Annotated in this window: 13 protein-coding genes; 8 read left to right on the forward strand and 5 right to left on the reverse strand. The window is 70.0% G+C overall.

Annotated features, from left to right (window positions below; genetic code table 11):
* Position 1: 1 nt before the first annotated feature.
* Together AB0J02_RS05615 and ssd are read right to left on the reverse strand one after the other, a co-directional pair.
* Entirely contained in the window at positions 2-1,141 is a 1,140-nt protein-coding gene (locus tag AB0J02_RS05615; protein ID WP_363192611.1) for a TadA family conjugal transfer-associated ATPase, read from the reverse strand.
* A gap of 133 nt (positions 1,142-1,274) precedes the next feature.
* A complete protein-coding gene (ssd, locus tag AB0J02_RS05620) occupies positions 1,275-2,360 on the reverse strand; it encodes a septum site-determining protein Ssd (RefSeq protein WP_363192612.1) in 1,086 nt (361 codons plus the stop codon).
* Between the two features lie 616 nt (positions 2,361-2,976).
* On the opposite strand from ssd, the gene AB0J02_RS05625 reads away from it, so the two are divergent.
* Positions 2,977-3,789 carry an HAD-IB family hydrolase gene (locus AB0J02_RS05625; RefSeq protein ID WP_363192613.1) on the forward strand — a complete coding sequence of 271 codons (813 nt, stop codon included), beginning with the start codon at positions 2,977-2,979 and terminating at the stop codon, positions 3,787-3,789.
* A gap of 376 nt (positions 3,790-4,165) precedes the next feature.
* Here the strand turns inward: AB0J02_RS05625 and AB0J02_RS05630 are convergent, their stop codons facing one another.
* The gene (locus AB0J02_RS05630) at positions 4,166-4,990 is read right to left on the reverse strand and encodes an oxidoreductase (protein ID WP_363192293.1); all 825 of its coding nucleotides are present in this window, start codon (positions 4,988-4,990) and stop codon (positions 4,166-4,168) included.
* A gap of 101 nt (positions 4,991-5,091) precedes the next feature.
* Between AB0J02_RS05630 and AB0J02_RS05635 the strand changes: the two genes are divergently transcribed.
* Positions 5,092-6,078 (forward strand): ATP-binding protein, encoded by a 987-nt coding sequence (locus tag AB0J02_RS05635; protein ID WP_363192294.1) that lies wholly within the window; start codon positions 5,092-5,094, stop codon positions 6,076-6,078.
* A 6-nt stretch (positions 6,079-6,084) separates the two neighbouring features.
* On the opposite strand, the gene AB0J02_RS05640 is transcribed toward AB0J02_RS05635, so the two are convergent.
* Entirely contained in the window at positions 6,085-7,380 is a 1,296-nt protein-coding gene (locus AB0J02_RS05640) for a hypothetical protein (RefSeq protein WP_363192295.1), read from the reverse strand.
* A gap of 332 nt (positions 7,381-7,712) precedes the next feature.
* Between AB0J02_RS05640 and AB0J02_RS05645 the strand changes: the two genes are divergently transcribed.
* The 6 genes from AB0J02_RS05645 to AB0J02_RS05670 all read left to right on the forward strand — a co-directional run bounded on the left by AB0J02_RS05645 (position 7,713) and on the right by AB0J02_RS05670 (position 15,716).
* Complete coding sequence (locus tag AB0J02_RS05645) at positions 7,713-10,106, forward strand: SulP family inorganic anion transporter (protein WP_363192296.1); 2,394 nt, start codon at positions 7,713-7,715, stop codon at positions 10,104-10,106.
* A 182-nt stretch (positions 10,107-10,288) separates the two neighbouring features.
* Positions 10,289-12,247, forward strand: coding sequence for an acetate--CoA ligase (gene acs / locus AB0J02_RS05650; protein ID WP_363192297.1), 1,959 nt, complete (start codon positions 10,289-10,291; stop codon positions 12,245-12,247).
* Between the two features lie 207 nt (positions 12,248-12,454).
* On the forward strand, positions 12,455-13,882 hold the full coding sequence (nhaA, locus tag AB0J02_RS05655; protein ID WP_363192298.1) for a Na+/H+ antiporter NhaA: 1,428 nt from the start codon (positions 12,455-12,457) through the stop codon (positions 13,880-13,882).
* Between the two features lie 64 nt (positions 13,883-13,946).
* A complete protein-coding gene (locus tag AB0J02_RS05660) occupies positions 13,947-14,465 on the forward strand; it encodes a phage holin family protein (RefSeq protein ID WP_363192299.1) in 519 nt (172 codons plus the stop codon).
* The gene (locus AB0J02_RS05665) at positions 14,462-15,412 is read left to right on the forward strand and encodes an alpha/beta hydrolase (RefSeq protein ID WP_363192300.1); all 951 of its coding nucleotides are present in this window, start codon (positions 14,462-14,464) and stop codon (positions 15,410-15,412) included. Before AB0J02_RS05660 ends, AB0J02_RS05665 begins: the two co-directional genes overlap by 4 nt.
* 118 nt (positions 15,413-15,530) lie before the next feature.
* On the forward strand, positions 15,531-15,716 hold the full coding sequence (locus tag AB0J02_RS05670; RefSeq protein ID WP_324771298.1) for a hypothetical protein: 186 nt from the start codon (positions 15,531-15,533) through the stop codon (positions 15,714-15,716).
* A 62-nt stretch (positions 15,717-15,778) separates the two neighbouring features.
* Here AB0J02_RS05670 and AB0J02_RS05675 read toward each other — a convergent pair whose 3' ends face one another.
* Positions 15,779-16,978 (reverse strand): MarP family serine protease, encoded by a 1,200-nt coding sequence (locus AB0J02_RS05675; RefSeq protein ID WP_363192301.1) that lies wholly within the window; start codon positions 16,976-16,978, stop codon positions 15,779-15,781.
* Positions 16,979-17,058 lie beyond the last annotated feature (80 nt).

Genomic DNA, 17,058 nt, shown 5'->3' on the forward strand with positions numbered 1-17,058 from the left:
CTCACGGCGACCGCACCCCCAACAGCTCTCCGAGCCGCGCCCACCCCTCCCCCGGCACGAACCCCCGCTCGCCCCACTCCAACGCCGACACCGTCCGCACCCACCCCGCCGCGTCCCGCTCCAACACGTGCACCTGCGCGACCCGACGCCGCCCGCTCCGATCCCGTACGAGATGCAGCACCACGGAGACCCCCGCCGCCACCTGACTGTGCAGCGCCGCCCGGTCGAGCCCGGCCGCCGTCCCCAGTGCCTCCAGGCGGGCCGGAACGTCACTTGCCGCGTTGGCATGCACCGTCCCGCAGCCGCCTTGGTGCCCGGTGTTGAGCGCCGCGAGCAACGAGACGACCTCGGCGCCTCGGACCTCGCCCACCACGAGCCGGTCCGGCCTCATCCGCAGGGCCTGCCGCACCAGGTCCTCCAGGCCGACGGCCCCGGCACCCTCCTGATTGGCGGGCCGCGCCTCCAGCCGCACCACGTGGGGGTGGTCCGGCCGCAACTCGGCGGAGTCCTCGGCCAGTACGATCCGCTCCTGCGGCCCGACCAGGCCCAGCAGCGCGCTCAGCAGCGTCGTCTTGCCGCTCCCCGTGCCACCGCTGATCAGGTACGACAGGCGCGCGTCGAGCAGCGCCCGCAGCACCCGGCCGCCGCCCGGTGGCACGGTCCCCGCCGCCACCAGTTCCTCCAGGGTGAAAGCGCGTGGCCGTACGACGCGCAGCGACAGACAGGTGCAGCCCACCGCGATCGGTGGCAGCACCGCGTGCAGCCGCGTCCCGTCGGGCATCCTCGCGTCCACCCAGGGCCGGGCGTCGTCGAGCCGCCGCCCCACCACGGCCGCGAGCCGCTGCGCCAACCTCCTTACGGAGGCGGCGTTTTCGAAGGTCACCCCGGTCAGCTCCAGGCCACCGCCACGGTCGACCCACACCTGATCCGGCGCCGACACCAGGACATCCGTCACCGACGCGTCCGCGAGCAACGGTTCGAGCGGCCCGGCTCCCACCAGCTCCGAGCGCAACTTCCCTGCTGCGCCCAGCACTTCGGCGTCTCCGAGAATCCGTCCCTGAGCCCGTAGCGCCTCGGCCACCCGGGCGGGCGTCGCCTCCACCCCGTTTTCCGCGAGCCACTGGCGTACGCCGTCCAGCATCCGTGCCCCGACCACCGCGCTCACCGCAGGCCCCCCGCGTCCATCTCGCACCACGACACCCACATCGCGATCTCCCCGATCACCTCGACCACCCAGGTCACTCCAGCCACCTCAGGGCCCCGCTCATGGACTCTCACAGCCCGCCCCCGTCCTCCGGTCCCACCGGCACCCGCTCCCAGAACTCCGCGCAGAACCGCCCCAGCGGACCACCCGAGTCAGACCCGGCCCTACTCCCCGGGCCTTCCAAAATCCTTCCGGCAACGGGGAGTTCGCCGGCAAGGGGCAGGCCAAGCAGCCGCGCCACCTCGTCCCCGTCGAGTGCCTCGGTCCCGGCTCCGGGCGCCGTCACCACGCGCAGGTCCCGCAGCACCATCCCCACTGCGCCGGCCACCCTCCGGGCCGCCGCGACGGCCCGCAGTTCCGGTGGCACGACGAGCAGCCCCAGGTCGAGCTGGGCCAGCGCCTCCACCGACCCGGCATCGACCCGGCGCGGCAGATCCACCACGACGACGCCGCCTCTGCGCCGGGCCGCCGCCAGTACGGCCCGTACGGCCTCGGGCGGCACCGCCGCGAGCTCACCGCGGTCCCAGCTGAGCAGCCGCAGATCGTGCAGCCGGGGCAGCGACTCCTCCAGCGCGGTGCTGCCGACCCGGCCGCGCGACTCGGCAAACGCCGGCCAGCGCAGACCGTCCACCGCCTCACCGCCGAGCAGGACGTCGAGTCCGCCGCCGAGCGGATCCGCGTCGACCAGGAGCGTGCGCCGCCCGGCCCCCGCGGATGCCATCGCCAGCGCGCAGGCCAGCGTCGAGGCGCCCGCGCCGCCGCGGCCGCCGATCACCCCGACGGTCAGCGCGGGCCGTCCCACCCCCTCGGCGACGTCGGCGATCCGGTCCATCAGCCATTGCTCGCCGTCGGGAAGCATCAGCACGTGGTCCGCGCCGATCTCCACGGCCCGCTGCCACACCCCCGAGTCGTCCTGATCACGCCCGACCAGAACGACGCCGCGCCGTCGGGCTACCCCGCGCAGCCGCCCCGCGGCGTCGTCCCCGACCAGCACCAGGGGCGCCGCCTCCCAGCTGCCTCTGCCCGCGGGCACCCCGTGTCCGACCTCGGGCCGCACGCCCGCCGCGGCGCACAGCCGCAGCAGGTCGTCCAGCAGTTCCACGTCCTCCGTCACGATCAACGGCGCGCGTCGCACACCCCGCACATCACATGCCATGGCCTCCGCCACGATCCGATCCCCCTTCACTCCGCACACACCCGCACCCGCGGGCGATCCGATCCCGGCGCGAAGCCCGGCGCCGAAGCGCCGAATACCGGCTGTCAGCACAGCGCGGCCATAACGAACCGGCCATGAACACCGATCCGAACTTCGCGTCCGGAATCACCGTGCAGCGATCCCGAAAATCGTGTGGATCTTGGTCAATAACTGTGGACGCGAGAGGGCTTGTGAATATCCCCATCACTCATACCAGTGACACTGTGAAGTTGAGGTCGGCCTTCCGCAGAGCATCCCGACACTCACACAGCGTGACGCAACCGTCGCAGGGCAACTCCCGTGCACAGGACCGGAATCACGGGGATGAGGGCAAGAAAAAAGGACCCGAAAACGGGTCCGGACATGCGACGACCCCCGCCGGGGGGGAGAGCGGGGGTCGTCCCCACGGTCCGACTCGGGGGGGGAGGAGCCAGACCGGGTACGCACGGTCGCGAACGATCCGTGACTTCCATGGTGTACCCGAGAGCCTTCTCAAGCAAACCCACGCGCCACAGCTTACGCCGAATGGTGGGCGCCTATGCTCAAACTCGTGGAAATCCAGTCCTTGCCCCACTCCATGCCGCGCACAGCGGCCTTCTTTGACCTGGACAAGACGGTCATCGCAAAGTCGAGCACGCTCACCTTCAGCAAGTCGTTCTACCAAGGCGGTCTGATCAACCGCAGGGCCGTGCTGCGCACCGCGTACGCGCAGTTCGTGTTCCTCGCCGGCGGCGCCGACCACGACCAGATGGAACGGATGCGGGCGTACCTCTCGGCGCTGTGCCGCGGCTGGAACGTGCAGCAGGTGAAGGAGATCGTCGCCGAGACGCTGCACGACCTGATCGACCCGATCATCTACGACGAGGCGGCGTCCCTCATCGAGGAGCACCACACCGCCGGACGCGACGTCGTCATCGTCTCCACTTCGGGCGCGGAGGTCGTCGAGCCGATCGGTGAGCTGCTCGGCGCGGACCGGGTGGTGGCCACGCGCATGGTCGTCGGGGCCGACGGGTGTTTCACGGGCGAGGTGGAGTACTACGCGTACGGGCCGACGAAGGCGGACGCGGTCAAAGAACTCGCCGCCTCCGAGGGCTACGACCTCGCACGCTGCTACGCGTACAGCGACTCCGCGACGGACCTGCCGATGCTGGGCGCCGTGGGGCACCCGTACGCGGTCAACCCGGACCGGGCGCTGCGCCGCGAAGCCCTTGTGCGCGAGTGGCCGATTCTGGACTTCCACAAGCCGGTCAGGCTCAAGCAGCGGCTGCCGAACCTCTCCGCTCCGTCGCGTCCGGCGCTGGTCGCGGCGGCGGCACTGGGGGCAGCGGCCGCCACGGCGGGCCTCGTCTGGTACGCCAGCCGCCGCCGCGCGCAGACCGTCCTTCACTAGAAGGCCCGGCCGGTCTCCGTGGAACCCCGGTAGACCCCAGGAAGAGCTGTCCATTTCGTCCATATTTGAATATAAAAGTAAAGAAGTGCAGTCAGGGCTTCCGCTTCCTCCGGGCGAGGAGTACAAAGGAGTCAACGGCCCGCGAGACCAGGGACATCCGAGAGGATCACCTTCAACCGCAACCAAGGCCCCACGGACCGAAGCATGAACACTGGGCACCCACGCGACGTCGACCCGTCGATTACGGGCCAGCCGCACCAGGTAACGGGCAATGTCCCGACCTGATGGGCATATATCGAGGACGCTTGGTAACCCGGCGCGTCATGCCAGCGGCGGTACGACAACTCGTACCGCCGCAACCCTGTTCAGGGACGTATCAAGCGGCGCCGCGCTGCAGTGCCTCGCACACCGCGGTCGATTCCCGCACACCGAGTTCAACGGCCTTGCCGCAGTGCGCGATCCACGCCGCCATCCCCTCCGGCGTACCGGAGACATAACCTTCGAGCGCGGCCACATATGCGGCGCGCCCCAGCTCCGCGTGCCCCACCTCGGCAGGGCAGATCGACTTGGGGTCCAGGCCGCTGCCCACCAGGACGACGCGCTCGGCGGCGCGCGCGACCAGCCCGTTGTGCGAACCGAAGGGGCGCAGCGCCAGCAGTTCGCCGTGCACCACGGCGGCGCTCACCAGAGCAGGCGCCGCACTCCCGGCGATGATCAGCTGCGAGAGCCCTTCGAGCCGGCCCGCCACCTCGTCCGCGTCCGGCACCGGAAGCTCGATGAGCGGCTCGTCGACCGGCTCGCCCGGTGTGCGCGGTCGCCCGACCCCGTCGCCCCGGTCGGCGGCCGCGACCAGGTGCAGCCGCGCCAGCACCCGAAGCGGCGATTGCCGCCAGATGGACAGGAGTTGACCCGCCTCGGCGGTCAGCCGCAGCGCGGCGCCGACCGTGGGCGCCTCGCCGTCACCGTCCACACCGCTGAAGTCGGTGCGCCTGCGCACCTCTTCGAGCGCCCAGTCCGCGCCGGACAGCGCCGCGCTGCCGCGCGCGCCGCGCAGTGCGGCCTCGGAGGTGACCTCGTTGCTGCGGCGCCGCATGACCCGGTGTCCGTAGACCCGGTCCACGGCCTTGCGCACGGAGTCCACGGAGTCGCTCACGCCGGGAAGCGTGCCGAGCGTGGCAAGGGGATCGGCTGTCGTACTCATGAGTACGACATTACGGGCCGCGCGCCTCCGCCCCACGAAGGAGTGGTGTTCTTCACGCGGGCCCTGCACGCAGAGCACGCGTCCGACTACGCTACGTGAACATGAAGATCGCTTTCGTGGGGAAGGGCGGCAGCGGCAAGACGACGCTGTCCTCGCTCTTCATCCGCCACCTCGCCACCACCGGATCCCAGGTCGTCGCCGTCGACGCCGATATCAACCAGCACCTCGGAGCCGCGCTCGGGCTCGACGAGGGCGTCGCCGCCGAGCTGCCCGCCATGGGCGCGCGACTGCCACTCATCAAGGACTACCTGCGCGGTTCGAACCCGCGCATCGCCTCGGCCGACACCATGATCAAGACGACACCGCCCGGAAAGGGCTCACGGCTGATGCGCGTGGGTGAGAACAATCCGGTGTACGACGCCTGCGCGCGTCCCGTGGAACTCGACGGCGGGGCCGTGCGTTTGATGGTCACCGGGCCCTTCACCGAGGCCGACCTCGGTGTCTCCTGCTACCACTCCAAGACCGGAGCGGTGGAGCTGTGCCTGAACCACCTCGTCGACGGCAGAGGTGAGTACGTGGTGGTCGACATGACTGCGGGCTCCGACTCCTTCGCCTCGGGCCTGTTCACCCGCTTCGACATGACCTTCCTCGTCGCCGAGCCGACACGGAAGGGAGTCTCGGTCTACCGCCAGTACAAGGAGTACGCCCGGGACTTCGGCGTCGCCCTGAAGGTCGTGGGCAACAAGGTGCGGGACGAGGACGACGCCGATCTCGACTTCCTGCGCTCCGAGATGGGAGACGACCTGCTCGTCACCGTCGGGCAGTCGGACTGGGTGCGCGCCATGGAGAAGGGGCGCCCGCCGCGCTTCGACCTCCTGGAGGAGTCCAACAGGAGCGCCCTGCAGGCGCTTCAGGCAGCGGCCGACGCGACGTACGAGACCCGGGACTGGGAGCGCTACATGCGCCAGATGGTGCACTTCCACCAGAAGAACGCGCAGAGCTGGGGCAACGAGAGGACCGGGGCCGACCTGGCTGCGCAGATCGACCCCGGTTTCGTCCTTCAGGAGAGCGTCACCGCAACTGCCTGACGGGGCTCACGACTTGGTGGCCGGTGCGCCCGGTACCCCCTTGGGTGCCGGGGCGGCCGGCCGGCCGGTGAGGAAGGACGTCCAGCCCTGCTTGGGCGCCTGCCCCACGTCGAGGTGGGTGAGTTTGGCCAGGGTCGTGGGGTCCTGCGCGTCGAGCCAGTCGGCGAGCTGCCGGAAGGAGACGCAGCGGACCTCGGGCTTGTTGCAGACCGTGTGGACCGTCTCCTCGACGGCGCGCATGTAGACGCCGCCGTTCCAGGACTCGAAGTGGTTACCGATGATCAGCGGGGCGCGGTTGCCCTTGTAGGCGCGCTCGAAGCCCGCTACCAGACTGTCGCGCATCTGGTCGCCCCAGTACTCGCGTTTGTCGGGGTCGCCCTGCGTCGTGGTGCCCGACTGGTTGACCATGAAGTTGTAGTCCATGGTGAGTTGCTCGTAGGAGTGCCCGCGGAAGGGGACGAGTTGCATGGACAGGTCCCACAGACCGTTCTTCTTCTTGGGCCACACCTGGTTGTCGACACCGCTGGTGTCGTAGCGGAAGCCCAGGTCGTGGGCCGCGCGCATGAAGTTCTTCTGGCCCTCCAGGCAGGGGGTGCGGGCGCCGACGAGTTCCTTGTCGTAGTCGAAGGGCAGCGGGGCCGCCTTCTTCAGGCCCGTGTTGGTCTTCCACGCCTTCACGAAGGACTTGGCCTGCTGGATCTCGCTCTTCCACTCGGCCACCGACCACTGGCCGACGCCGCCGTCGGCGCCGCAGAAGTGGCCGTTGAAGTGGGTGCCGATCTCATTGCCCTCGAGCCAGGCGCCACGCAGCTGCTCGACGGTGGCCTTGATCCCCTTGGTGTCATTGAAGCCGATGTCCGAGCGGCCCGGCGAGTGCTGCGGCGCGTGGTAGAGGTCCTTCTTGTCCTCGGGGAGCATGTAGACGCCGCTGAGGAAGTACGTCATCGTCGCGTTGTTCTTCTTGGCGACCTCGCGGAAGTGCGAGAAGAGTTTCTGGCTGTCCTCGCCCGCGCCGTCCCAGGAGAAGACCACGAACTGCGGTGGTTTCTGGCCGGGTCTGAGTCGCTCGGCTCTCGGCAGGCGGGGCTGCTGACCGGTGTACGCGGTCGAGCCGTCGCCGATCGTCCGGAACACGCTGCCGGGTGCGGCGGGGGGCGCGGCCTTCTTCGGACCGGGGACGCCGTGCTCGGGCGCGGCGCGGGTGTCACCGTTCGCGCAACCGGCGAGGACCGCGGCGCATGCCGCGGCGGCGGCGATGGCCGCGGTGATCCTCAAGGTGACGATCCTTTGGGTGGCGGCCATCTTCCGCCCACCTACTTCCTTGGAGTCGGACTACAAGACGGGGCATGCCAGAAATGCCCGCTATGCGCGGGTGGCGCCGTCAAGGTCGCACGAGGTCCGAGCGGGATTTGTACGACAAGCCGACCGGGATTCTTATTCACTCCCCGGGGTGAACCATTGCCCCATTTGCCCGGTAAATCCGGCCACAACCTTTACTCTGCATTACGATCCATTTACCGAGAGTTGTTTTATCCCGCCGCTGCACGCCGTGAACCACGGCCGCGATCGACCCCGGTCACCCCAGGGGTCCCCCACATTCCGCGACCGCGCTGCATCCTGGAGGAGACGGGAACATGTCAGCCTGCGTACCCACCCGCGCCAGTGGCCCCGATCGAGCGGACGTGCCGACGCCCGCCGCCCGTAAGGCCCACAGCCCACCACCGCCCCGCCGCCGCTTCCGGATCGCGGGCGCCGACGTGTCGGCGTCCATCGCGGTCTTCCTGATCGCTCTGCCCTTGTCCCTCGGCATCGCCCTGGCGACCGGCGCGCCCCTGGAGTCGGGGCTCGTCGCCGCCGCGGTCGGCGGCCTCGTCGCCGGTCTGCTGGGCGGGTCCCCGCTCCAGGTCAGCGGCCCGGCCGCGGGCCTGACCGTGGTCACCGCCGAGCTGATCCAGCGCTTCGGATGGCGGACCACCTGCGCCATCACCGTCCTCGCCGGAATCGCTCAACTCGGGCTCGGCTGCCTGCGGGTGGCCCGCACGGCGCTCGCCGTCAGCCCCGCCGTCGTGCACGGCATGCTCGCCGGCATCGGCATCACCATCGCCGTCGCCCAGCTGCACATCGTCCTCGGCGGCACCCCGGAGAGCGCGGTGCTCGACAACGTGGTGGCGCTACCCGCCCAGTTGGCCAACGCGCAGCCGGCCGCCCTCGGAATGAGCGCCCTCACGCTCGCCGTCCTCTTCGCCTGGCCCCGCGTCCCGGGCCGCGTCGGCCGCATCACCCGCAAAGTGCCCGCGGCCCTCGTCGCGGTGACCTCCGCGACCGTGGTCACCGCGCTGTTCGGACTGACCCTGCCCGAGGTCGACCTGCCGTCCTGGAGCAGCCACGCGCTGGCCGGGCTGCCGGACGGCCCCGTGCTCGGAATCGCCGCCGCGGTACTGACGACCACCCTGGTGTGCAGCGTGCAGTCGCTGCTGGGCGCCGTCGCCACCGACAAGATGGCCTCCGCGCGGCACGATCTGCCCCCCGAGGCGCGCCGGTCGAACCTGGACCGGGAGCTGCTCGGCCAGGGCGCCGCGAACATCGTGTCCGGAACGCTCGGCGGGCTGCCCGTCGCCGGGGTCGCGGTGCGCTCGACGACGAATGTGCACGCGGGCGGCGTCAGCCGGAACTCCACGATGCTGCACGGCGTTTGGGTAGTAGCGGCCACCATCCTCCTGGTCCCCGTCCTGGAGATGATTCCGCTCGCCTCGCTCGCCGCCCTGGTCATGGCGGTCGGCCTCCAGATGGTGTCCCTCCACCACATCCGCACGGTCACCCGCCACCGCGAGGTCCTCGTATACATCGTGACCACGCTCGGCGTCGTCGTCTTCGGCGTGCTCCAAGGCGTGGGGCTCGGTGTCGCGGTCGCCGTCGCCGTCGCGCTGCACCGCCTCGCCCGCACCCGCATCACGCACGAGGAGGACAAGCGCGGCACCCACCATGTGCGCGTACGGGGCCAGTTGACCTTCCTCGCGGTGCCACGGCTGAGCCGGGTGCTGCATCAGGTACCTCAAGGAGGCAGTTGCGTAGTGGAGTTGGACGGTTCCTTCATGGACCATGCCGCGTACGAAGCGCTGCAGGGCTGGGAGAAGTCGCACACCGCGCAGGGCGGGCAGGTCGAGCTGACCGGCCGCGCGGGGAACCGGATCGCGGAGCTCGCGAGCGCGAGCCACTCGTGCTGCCGGCCCTGGACACCGTGGCGCAACCATCACTGCGACCGGCCCGGCACCCCCACGCCCGAGACCGGCACCGGGTCCGAGACCAGTACCGAGGACGCCGCACCGCGTCGCGGAGGGCATCAACTGGTCACCGGGATCAGCGCGTTCCAGCGCAACACGGCGCCCTTGGTGCGCGGTGAGCTGGCCCGGCTGGCACGGGAGGGGCAGAAGCCCACGCAGTTGTTCCTGACCTGCGCCGACTCACGGCTCGTCACCTCGATGATCACGTCCAGCGGGCCGGGCGACCTCTTCGTCGTACGGAACGTGGGCAATCTCGTGCCGCTGCCCGGCGCCGAGAGCGGGGACGACTCGGTCGCGGCCGCCATCGAGTACGCCGTCGACGTGCTGAAGGTCCGGTCGATCACGGTGTGCGGGCATTCCGGATGCGGCGCCATGCAGGCGCTGTTGAGCAGCCCGCCCACCGGATCCGGCGCGCTCACGCCCCTCAAGCGGTGGCTGCGACACGGTATGCCGAGCCTGGAGCGGATGGCCGACAACGGCCTGCCGTGGGCCCGGCTCGCCGGACGGGCACCCGCCGACACCGTCGAGCAGCTCTGTCTGACCAATGTGGTCCAGCAGTTGGAGCACCTGCGGGCGCACGAGTCGGTGGCCGAAGCCCTGCGGCAGGGCGCGCTCGAACTGCACGGGATGTACTTCCACGTCGGTGAGGCGCAGGCCTATCTGCTGGAGGAGTCGGATCCCGTCTTCGGGGAGGTCGCGGCCGCGTCCTTCGACGACAGCGACGTCAATACCGCCACGCGGGCCTGAACCATCGCTTTCCCTCTCCCGTAGAACAGATGACACCGTACGGCTCCCGGCTGAACCCGCCGGGAGCCGTCTACAGGTCTAAACCAATTGCCGGACCCCCCTTGTCACCAGGGGTCGGCGTCTGATGAGCTGTGGTTTGGGACACAACGGTCGCCCCGGCAAAGCACCGTAAGGGAGATGTCGTGAGCAACGAAAGCCTGGCCAACCTCTTGAAGGAGGAGCGTCGCTTTGCGCCGCCGGCTGACCTGGCCGAAAACGCCAACGTCACGGCCGAGGCGTATGAGCAGGCCAAGGCTGACCGGCTCGGTTTCTGGGCCGAGCAGGCGCGCCGCCTGACCTGGGACACCGAGCCGACCGAGACGCTGGACTGGTCGAACCCGCCGTTCGCGAAGTGGTTCAAGGACGGCAAGCTGAACGTCGCGTACAACTGCGTCGACCGGCACGTGGAGGCCGGGAACGGCGACCGCGTCGCGATCCACTTCGAGGGTGAGCCGGGCGACAGCCGGGCCATCACCTACGCCGAACTCAAGGACGAGGTCAGCCGGGCCGCCAACGCGCTGACCGAGCTGGGCGTGCGGACCGGCGACCGGGTCGCGGTCTATCTGCCGATGATCCCGGAAGCCGTCATCTCGATGCTGGCCTGCGCGCGCATCGGCGCCGCGCACTCGGTGGTCTTCGGCGGGTTCTCCGCCGACGCGATCGCCAAGCGCATCGAGGACGCGGACGCCAAGGTCGTCATCACTTCCGACGGCGGTTACCGCCGCGGCAAGCCCTCCGCGCTCAAGCCGGCCGTCGACGACGCGCTGACCCGCGTGGACGGCGTCGAGAAGGTCCTCGTCGTGCAGCGCACGAAGCAGGACGTGGCCTGGACCGAGGGCCGCGACGTGTGGTGGCACGACGTGGTCGGTGGTCAGTCTGCTGAGCACGCGCCGCAGGCGTTCGACGCCGAGCAGCCGCTGTTCATCCTGTACACGTCCGGTACGACGGGCAAGCCCAAGGGCATCCTGCACACCTCCGGCGGCTACCTCACCCAGGCCAGCTACACCCACCACGCGGTCTTCGACCTGAAGCCCGAGTCGGACGTGTACTGGTGCACGGCCGACATCGGCTGGGTCACCGGCCACTCGTACATCACGTACGGGCCGCTCTCGAACGGTGCGACGCAGGTCATCTACGAGGGCACCCCGGACACCCCGCACCAGGGCCGGTTCTGGGAGATCGTGCAGAAGTACGGCGTCAGCATCCTGTACACGGCGCCGACCGCGATCCGTACGTTCATGAAGTGGGGCGACGACATCCCCGCCAAGTTCGACCTGTCCAGCCTGCGCGTCCTCGGCTCGGTCGGTGAACCGATCAACCCCGAGGCGTGGGTCTGGTACCGGAAGAACATCGGCGGCGACACGTGCCCCATCGTCGACACCTGGTGGCAGACCGAGACCGGCGCCATCATGATCTCGCCGCTGCCCGGCGTCACCGAGACCAAGCCCGGCTCAGCCCAGCGCGCCCTGCCCGGCATCAGCGCGACCGTCGTCGACGACGAGGCCCACGAAGTACCCAACGGCGGCGGCGGATACCTGGTCCTCACCGAGCCGTGGCCCTCCATGCTGCGCACCATCTGGGGCGACGACCAGCGGTTCATCGACACCTACTGGTCCCGCTTCGAGGGCCAGTACTTCGCCGGTGACGGAGCGAAGAAGGACGACGACGGTGACATCTGGCTGCTGGGCCGGGTCGACGACGTCATGCTGGTGTCCGGGCACAACATCTCGACCACCGAGGTGGAGTCGGCGCTCGTCTCGCACCCGGCCGTCGCCGAGGCCGCCGTCGTCGGCGCCGCCGACGAGACCACCGGCCAGGCGATCGTCGCCTTCGTGATCCTGCGCGGCACCGCGAACGCGGACGACGAGAACCTCGTCGCCGACCTGCGCAACCACGTCGGTGCCGTACTCGGCCCGATCGCCAAGCCCAAGCGGGTCCTGCCCGTCGCCGAACTGCCCAAGACCCGCTCCGGCAAGATCATGCGACGCCTGCTGCGCGACGTCGCGGAGAACCGGGCGGTGGGCGACGTCACCACGCTCGCCGACTCCTCCGTGATGGACCTGATCCAGACCAAGCTGCCGGCGGCGCCCAGCGAGGACTGACAGGGAAGCAGTTGCGGAACGGGCATCCGGCGAGCGCGCCGGGTGCCCGTTCTGTGCGTAGGGTGATGATCACCAGGTACGTAGCTACGTCTCGCGTACGCCCGGTAGGGTGAAAGTCGCGTCACGAACGCGGCAGGAAGTCCACAGGGTGTGCCGGGAAGTCTGGTCGGCGGAGTAATCAGCCGTACCCGACCGGAGGTCTCACACGTGAGCGCGCCCCAAGAACCGCAGCAGTCCCAGAAGCCCCAGCCGAGCGGCCGCAAAGTCCTCGGACATCTGTCCCTGCCCGAGCGGAACTTCGTGGCCGACGCCCTGCGGGCCGAGACCGTCGGCGGGGTGCTGCTGCTCGTCGCCGCCGTCGCGGCGGTCGTCTGGGCGAACGTTCCGGCGATCAGCCACAGTTACGAGACCGTCCGCGACTTCCACCTCGGACCCGCCTCGCTCGGCCTCGACCTCTCTGTCGAGCACTGGGCGGCCGACGGCCTGCTCGCCGTCTTCTTCTTCGTCGCCGGCGTCGAACTCAAGCGCGAACTCGTGGCCGGCGATCTGCGGGACCCCAAGGCCGCCGCGCTCCCGGTCGTCGCCGCGATCTGCGGCATGGCCGCACCCGCCCTCGTGTACACGCTGGTGAACGTGGTCGGGGGCGGCTCCACGGACGGCTGGGCCGTACCGACGGCGACCGACATCGCGTTCGCGCTGGCCGTCCTCGCCGTCATCGGTACGTCGCTGCCCGGCGCCCTGCGCGCCTTCCTGCTCACCCTCGCCGTCGTCGACGACCTCCTGGCGATCCTGATCATCGCCGTCTTCTTCACCGACGACCTGAATTTCGCCGCGCTCGGCGGCGCGGTCGTCGGCCTCGCCGTCTTCTGGCTGCTGACGCGCAAGGGGGTGCGCGGCTGGTACGTCTACGTCCCGCTCGCGCTCGTCATCTGGGGCCTGATGTACAACAGCGGCATCCACGCCACCATCGCCGGCGTCGCCATGGGCCTGATGCTGCGCTGCACCCGCCGGGAGGGCGAGGAGCGTTCCCCGGGCGAGCACATCGAGCACTTGGTGCGGCCGCTTTCGGCCGGATTCGCGGTGCCGCTGTTCGCCCTGTTCAGCGCGGGTGTGGTCGTGTCGGGCGGAGCACTGGGCGATGTGTTCGGCCGGCCCGAGACGCTGGGTGTCGTACTCGGCCTCGTCGTCGGCAAGACCGTCGGCATCTTCGGCGGTACGTGGCTGACGGCCCGGTTCACCAAAGCGTCGCTCTCCGACGAACTGGTCTGGCCGGACGTCTTCGCCGTCGCCTCGCTCGCCGGCATCGGCTTCACCGTCTCGCTCCTGATCGGTGAACTCGCCTTCTCCGAGAACCCCGTGCTCACGGACGAGGTGAAGGCCGCCGTGCTCATCGGCTCGTTGATCGCGGCCGTGATCAGCGGCGTACTGCTGAAGCTGCGGAACGCGAAGTACCGCGCCCTGTGGGAGGAAGAGGAGCGCGACGACGACCTGGACGGCGTCCCCGACATCTACGAGAAGGACACGCCGGATTACCACCTGCGGATGGCCGCGATCCATGAGAAGAAGGCCGCGGAGCATCGCAGGCTTGCCGAAGTGGCGGGCGGGGAAGGCGCCGAGGGCGAGCGTCCGGCATGATCTGACATCAAGTCCGCACATCCGGAGCATCCACAAGCTTCTACAGGAAAACAGGGAGTACGCGATGAGCGCACCCGACGGCAGCACGCTCGGCGCGGCCGGCGCCGAACGCAGCATCGGCCAGCTGTTCGCTTCGGCGACGACCGAAATGTCCGCACTGGTGCACGATGAGATCGCCCTCGCGAAGGTACAGCTCAAGCAGGACGTGAAGAAGGGCGCGGTGAGCGGCGGAGCCTTCACCGCGGCGCTGACGGTGGCGATCTTCTCGCTGCCGATGCTGAGCTTCGCGCTCGCGTACGGCATCAACGCCTGGACCGGCGGGCACAACGGCAACGGCGGCTGGAACCTCGCCTTGTGCTTCGTGCTCTCCTTCGTCGCGAGCCTGCTCGTGGCCGGACTGCTCGGGCTGATCGGCATCGTCTTCGCCAAGAAGGCCAAGAAGAGCAAGGGCCCGCAGAAGGTCGCCGCCTCGGTCAAGGAGTCGGCGGGCGTACTGCAGAACGCCAAGCCGCACCCCCGGCCGGTGACGGCCGGCGACCGTGTCCCCGAGGCCATCGAGGCTGTGGCACGCTCGTCTTCATGACGGACCCCGCCACTCCTTCGGCCCAGCCGCCTTCTTCTGTCGTACGTCTCGACGTCCCCGGTGGTGAGGTGACCCACCGGGACGTCGCGGCCAACGGCGCGCGCTTCCACATCGCGGAGATGGGCGACGGGCCGCTCGTACTGCTGCTGCACGGCTTCCCGCAGTTCTGGTGGACGTGGCGGCACCAGCTCGGCGCACTCGCCGACGCGGGCTTCCGGGCCGTGGCCATGGACCTGCGGGGCGTCGGCGGCAGCGACCGCACGCCGCGCGGCTACGACCCGGCGAACCTCGCGCTCGACATCACCGGTGTGGTGCGCTCACTGGGCGAACCGGACGCGGCGCTCGTCGGGCACGACCTCGGCGGCTACCTCGCGTGGACCGCGGCCGTGATGCGGCCCAAGCTGGTGCGCCGGCTCGCGGTGTCGTCCATGCCGCACCCGCGGCGCTGGCGCTCGGCCATGCTGTCGGACGTCAAGCAGACCGCCGCCGGGTCGTACATCTGGGGCTTCCAGCGGCCATGGCTGCCGGAGCGTCAACTGGCCGCGGACGACAGCGCGTTGGTCGGACGGCTGGTCCGTGACTGGTCGGGGCCGCAGCAGCCCGACGACGAGGCCGTCGAGACGTATCAGCGCGCCATGTCCATCCCGTCGACCCCGCACTGCTCGATCGAGCCGTACCGGTGGATGGTGCGGTCGATGGCCCGCCCCGACGGCATCCAGTTCAACCGGCGGATGAAGCGTCCGGTCCGCGTGCCCACGTTGCATCTGCACGGCTCGCTGGACCCGGTGATGCGTACGCGCAGCGCGGCGGGCTCCGGCGAGTACGTCGAAGCGCCGTACCGCTGGCGCCTGTTCGACGGCCTCGGCCACTTCCCTCACGAGGAGGATCCGGTCGCTTTCAGCAAGGAGCTGGTGAGCTGGCTGCAGGATCCCGAGCCCGACCGGTGAGCATCCGGTGTGCGGACGGGAACGTCTGTCCTACGAACAGCCAAATGCCTGCCGCATAAGCCAATTTGGGGGCCGTGGGGGCGATTACCGACCATGGGGCCCGGGCACACGTCGGTGTATGGGCTGGACGCACGACTACAGTGACGCAGCACGCAATCGCCGCCCAGCGATGACGCTGGGCTCTCCCCAGAGGGGCGCGCCGGAGGGGTATACGGTGCACGATCCCCGGCTGGGAATTCCGCGCATCCTGCGACGTCGGGCCCGGTGGGTGTCGGCCCGGCTGCGCCACAGCGGGCGCGGCTGACACATTTTCAGGGCCTGACCACGGGGCCCGTCCACGCAACGTCCGTCTGCAACCAGGCCCGTCTAGAGGGCGCAAGCGTCCGTGTCCACCTGCTGGACCGCGGCACGGCCCTGGGTGATGTCGGTGCGGATCTCGTCGCCGGACAGCGCGTAGCCGGTCTGCGCGTTGTCCAGGGACTTGGCGAAGACCACGCCGTAGACCTGGCCGTCGGGCGTCAGGAGCGGTCCGCCGGAGTTGCCCTGCCGGACCGTCGCGAACAGCGAGTAGACGTCGCGCTGGACCGTGCCCCGGTGGTAGATGTCCGGGCCCTTGGCGGCGATACGGCCGCGGACGCGCGCGGGGCGCACGTCGTACGCGCCGTTCTCCGGGAAGCCCGCGACGATCGCGCCGCCGCCGCGCTGCGCGTCCGTCGGCGTGAACCGGAGCGGGGGCGCCTTCAGCTCGGGCACGTCGAGGACCGCGATGTCGCGCTTGTAGTCGTAGAGCACGACCTTCGCGTCGTACTTGATGCCCTCGCCGCCGATCTGCACGGTGGGCTCGTCGACGCCGCCGACCACATGCGCGTTCGTCATGACGCGGCGGTCGGAGAAGACGAAGCCGGTGCCCTCCAGGACCTTGCCGCAACTGGGCGCCTGGCCCACGACCTTGACGATCGAACGCTTCGCGGTCAGCGCGGTCGGGCTCTTCACCAGCGCCGGGTCGGGCGGCTGGACCTCGGTGATCGGCTCGTTCGCGAACGGGCTGAAGACCTGGGGGAATCCGTTCTGCGCGAGCGTGGAGGAGAAGTCGGCGAACCAGGTGTCGGCCTGGGTGGGCAGCGCCCGCGAGACCCCGAGCAGCACCTTCGAGCCGCGCACTTCCGTGCCGAGCGTGGGCAGCGTCGTGCCGGCGAGGGCGGAACCTATCAGCCAGGCGACCAGGAGCATCGCGCCGACGTTGACCAGGGCGCCGCCCGTCGCGTCGAGCGCGCGGGCCGGGGACCAGGTGATGTACCGCCGCAACTTGTTGCCCAAGTGGGTGGTGAAGGCCTGGCCCACCGAGGCGCAGACGATCACGACGACCACGGCGACGATCGTGGCGGTCGTCGTCACCTGGGCGCCGCTGGTGGCGGCGCCCCAGACGAGGGGCAGCGCGTAGACCGCGACGAGGCCGCCGCCCAGGAAACCGATCACCGACAGGATGCCGACGACGAAGCCCTGGCGGTAGCCCACGATCGCAAACCAGACGGCGGCCGCGAGCAGCAGGATGTCCAGCACGTTCACCGAATTCTGGCCTCGCCTCGCATCGCGGATTTCCACTGCCGCGCCGAGGCCACGGGGTTGCTCCCCGGGACGGCACGGCA

The sequence above is a fragment of the Streptomyces sp. NPDC050264 genome (genome assembly GCF_040655895.1).
Lineage (GTDB): Bacteria > Actinomycetota > Actinomycetes > Streptomycetales > Streptomycetaceae > Streptomyces.

Bases quoted from the DNA above. Each gene is read 5' to 3' on its own strand.
- AB0J02_RS05615 (WP_363192611.1), bottom strand. From the start codon at position 1,141: ATGCTGGACGGCGTACGCCAGTGGCTCGCGGAAAACGGGGTGGAGGCG.
- ssd (WP_363192612.1), bottom strand. From the start codon at position 2,360: ATGGCATGTGATGTGCGGGGTGTGCGACGCGCGCCGTTGATCGTGACG.
- AB0J02_RS05625 (WP_363192613.1), top strand. From the start codon at position 2,977: ATGCCGCGCACAGCGGCCTTCTTTGACCTGGACAAGACGGTCATCGCA.
- AB0J02_RS05630 (WP_363192293.1), bottom strand. From the start codon at position 4,990: ATGAGTACGACAGCCGATCCCCTTGCCACGCTCGGCACGCTTCCCGGC.
- AB0J02_RS05635 (WP_363192294.1), top strand. From the start codon at position 5,092: ATGAAGATCGCTTTCGTGGGGAAGGGCGGCAGCGGCAAGACGACGCTG.
- AB0J02_RS05640 (WP_363192295.1), bottom strand. From the start codon at position 7,380: ATGGCCGCCACCCAAAGGATCGTCACCTTGAGGATCACCGCGGCCATC.
- AB0J02_RS05645 (WP_363192296.1), top strand. From the start codon at position 7,713: ATGTCAGCCTGCGTACCCACCCGCGCCAGTGGCCCCGATCGAGCGGAC.
- AB0J02_RS05660 (WP_363192299.1), top strand. From the start codon at position 13,947: ATGAGCGCACCCGACGGCAGCACGCTCGGCGCGGCCGGCGCCGAACGC.
- AB0J02_RS05665 (WP_363192300.1), top strand. From the start codon at position 14,462: ATGACGGACCCCGCCACTCCTTCGGCCCAGCCGCCTTCTTCTGTCGTA.
- AB0J02_RS05670 (WP_324771298.1), top strand. From the start codon at position 15,531: ATGGGCTGGACGCACGACTACAGTGACGCAGCACGCAATCGCCGCCCA.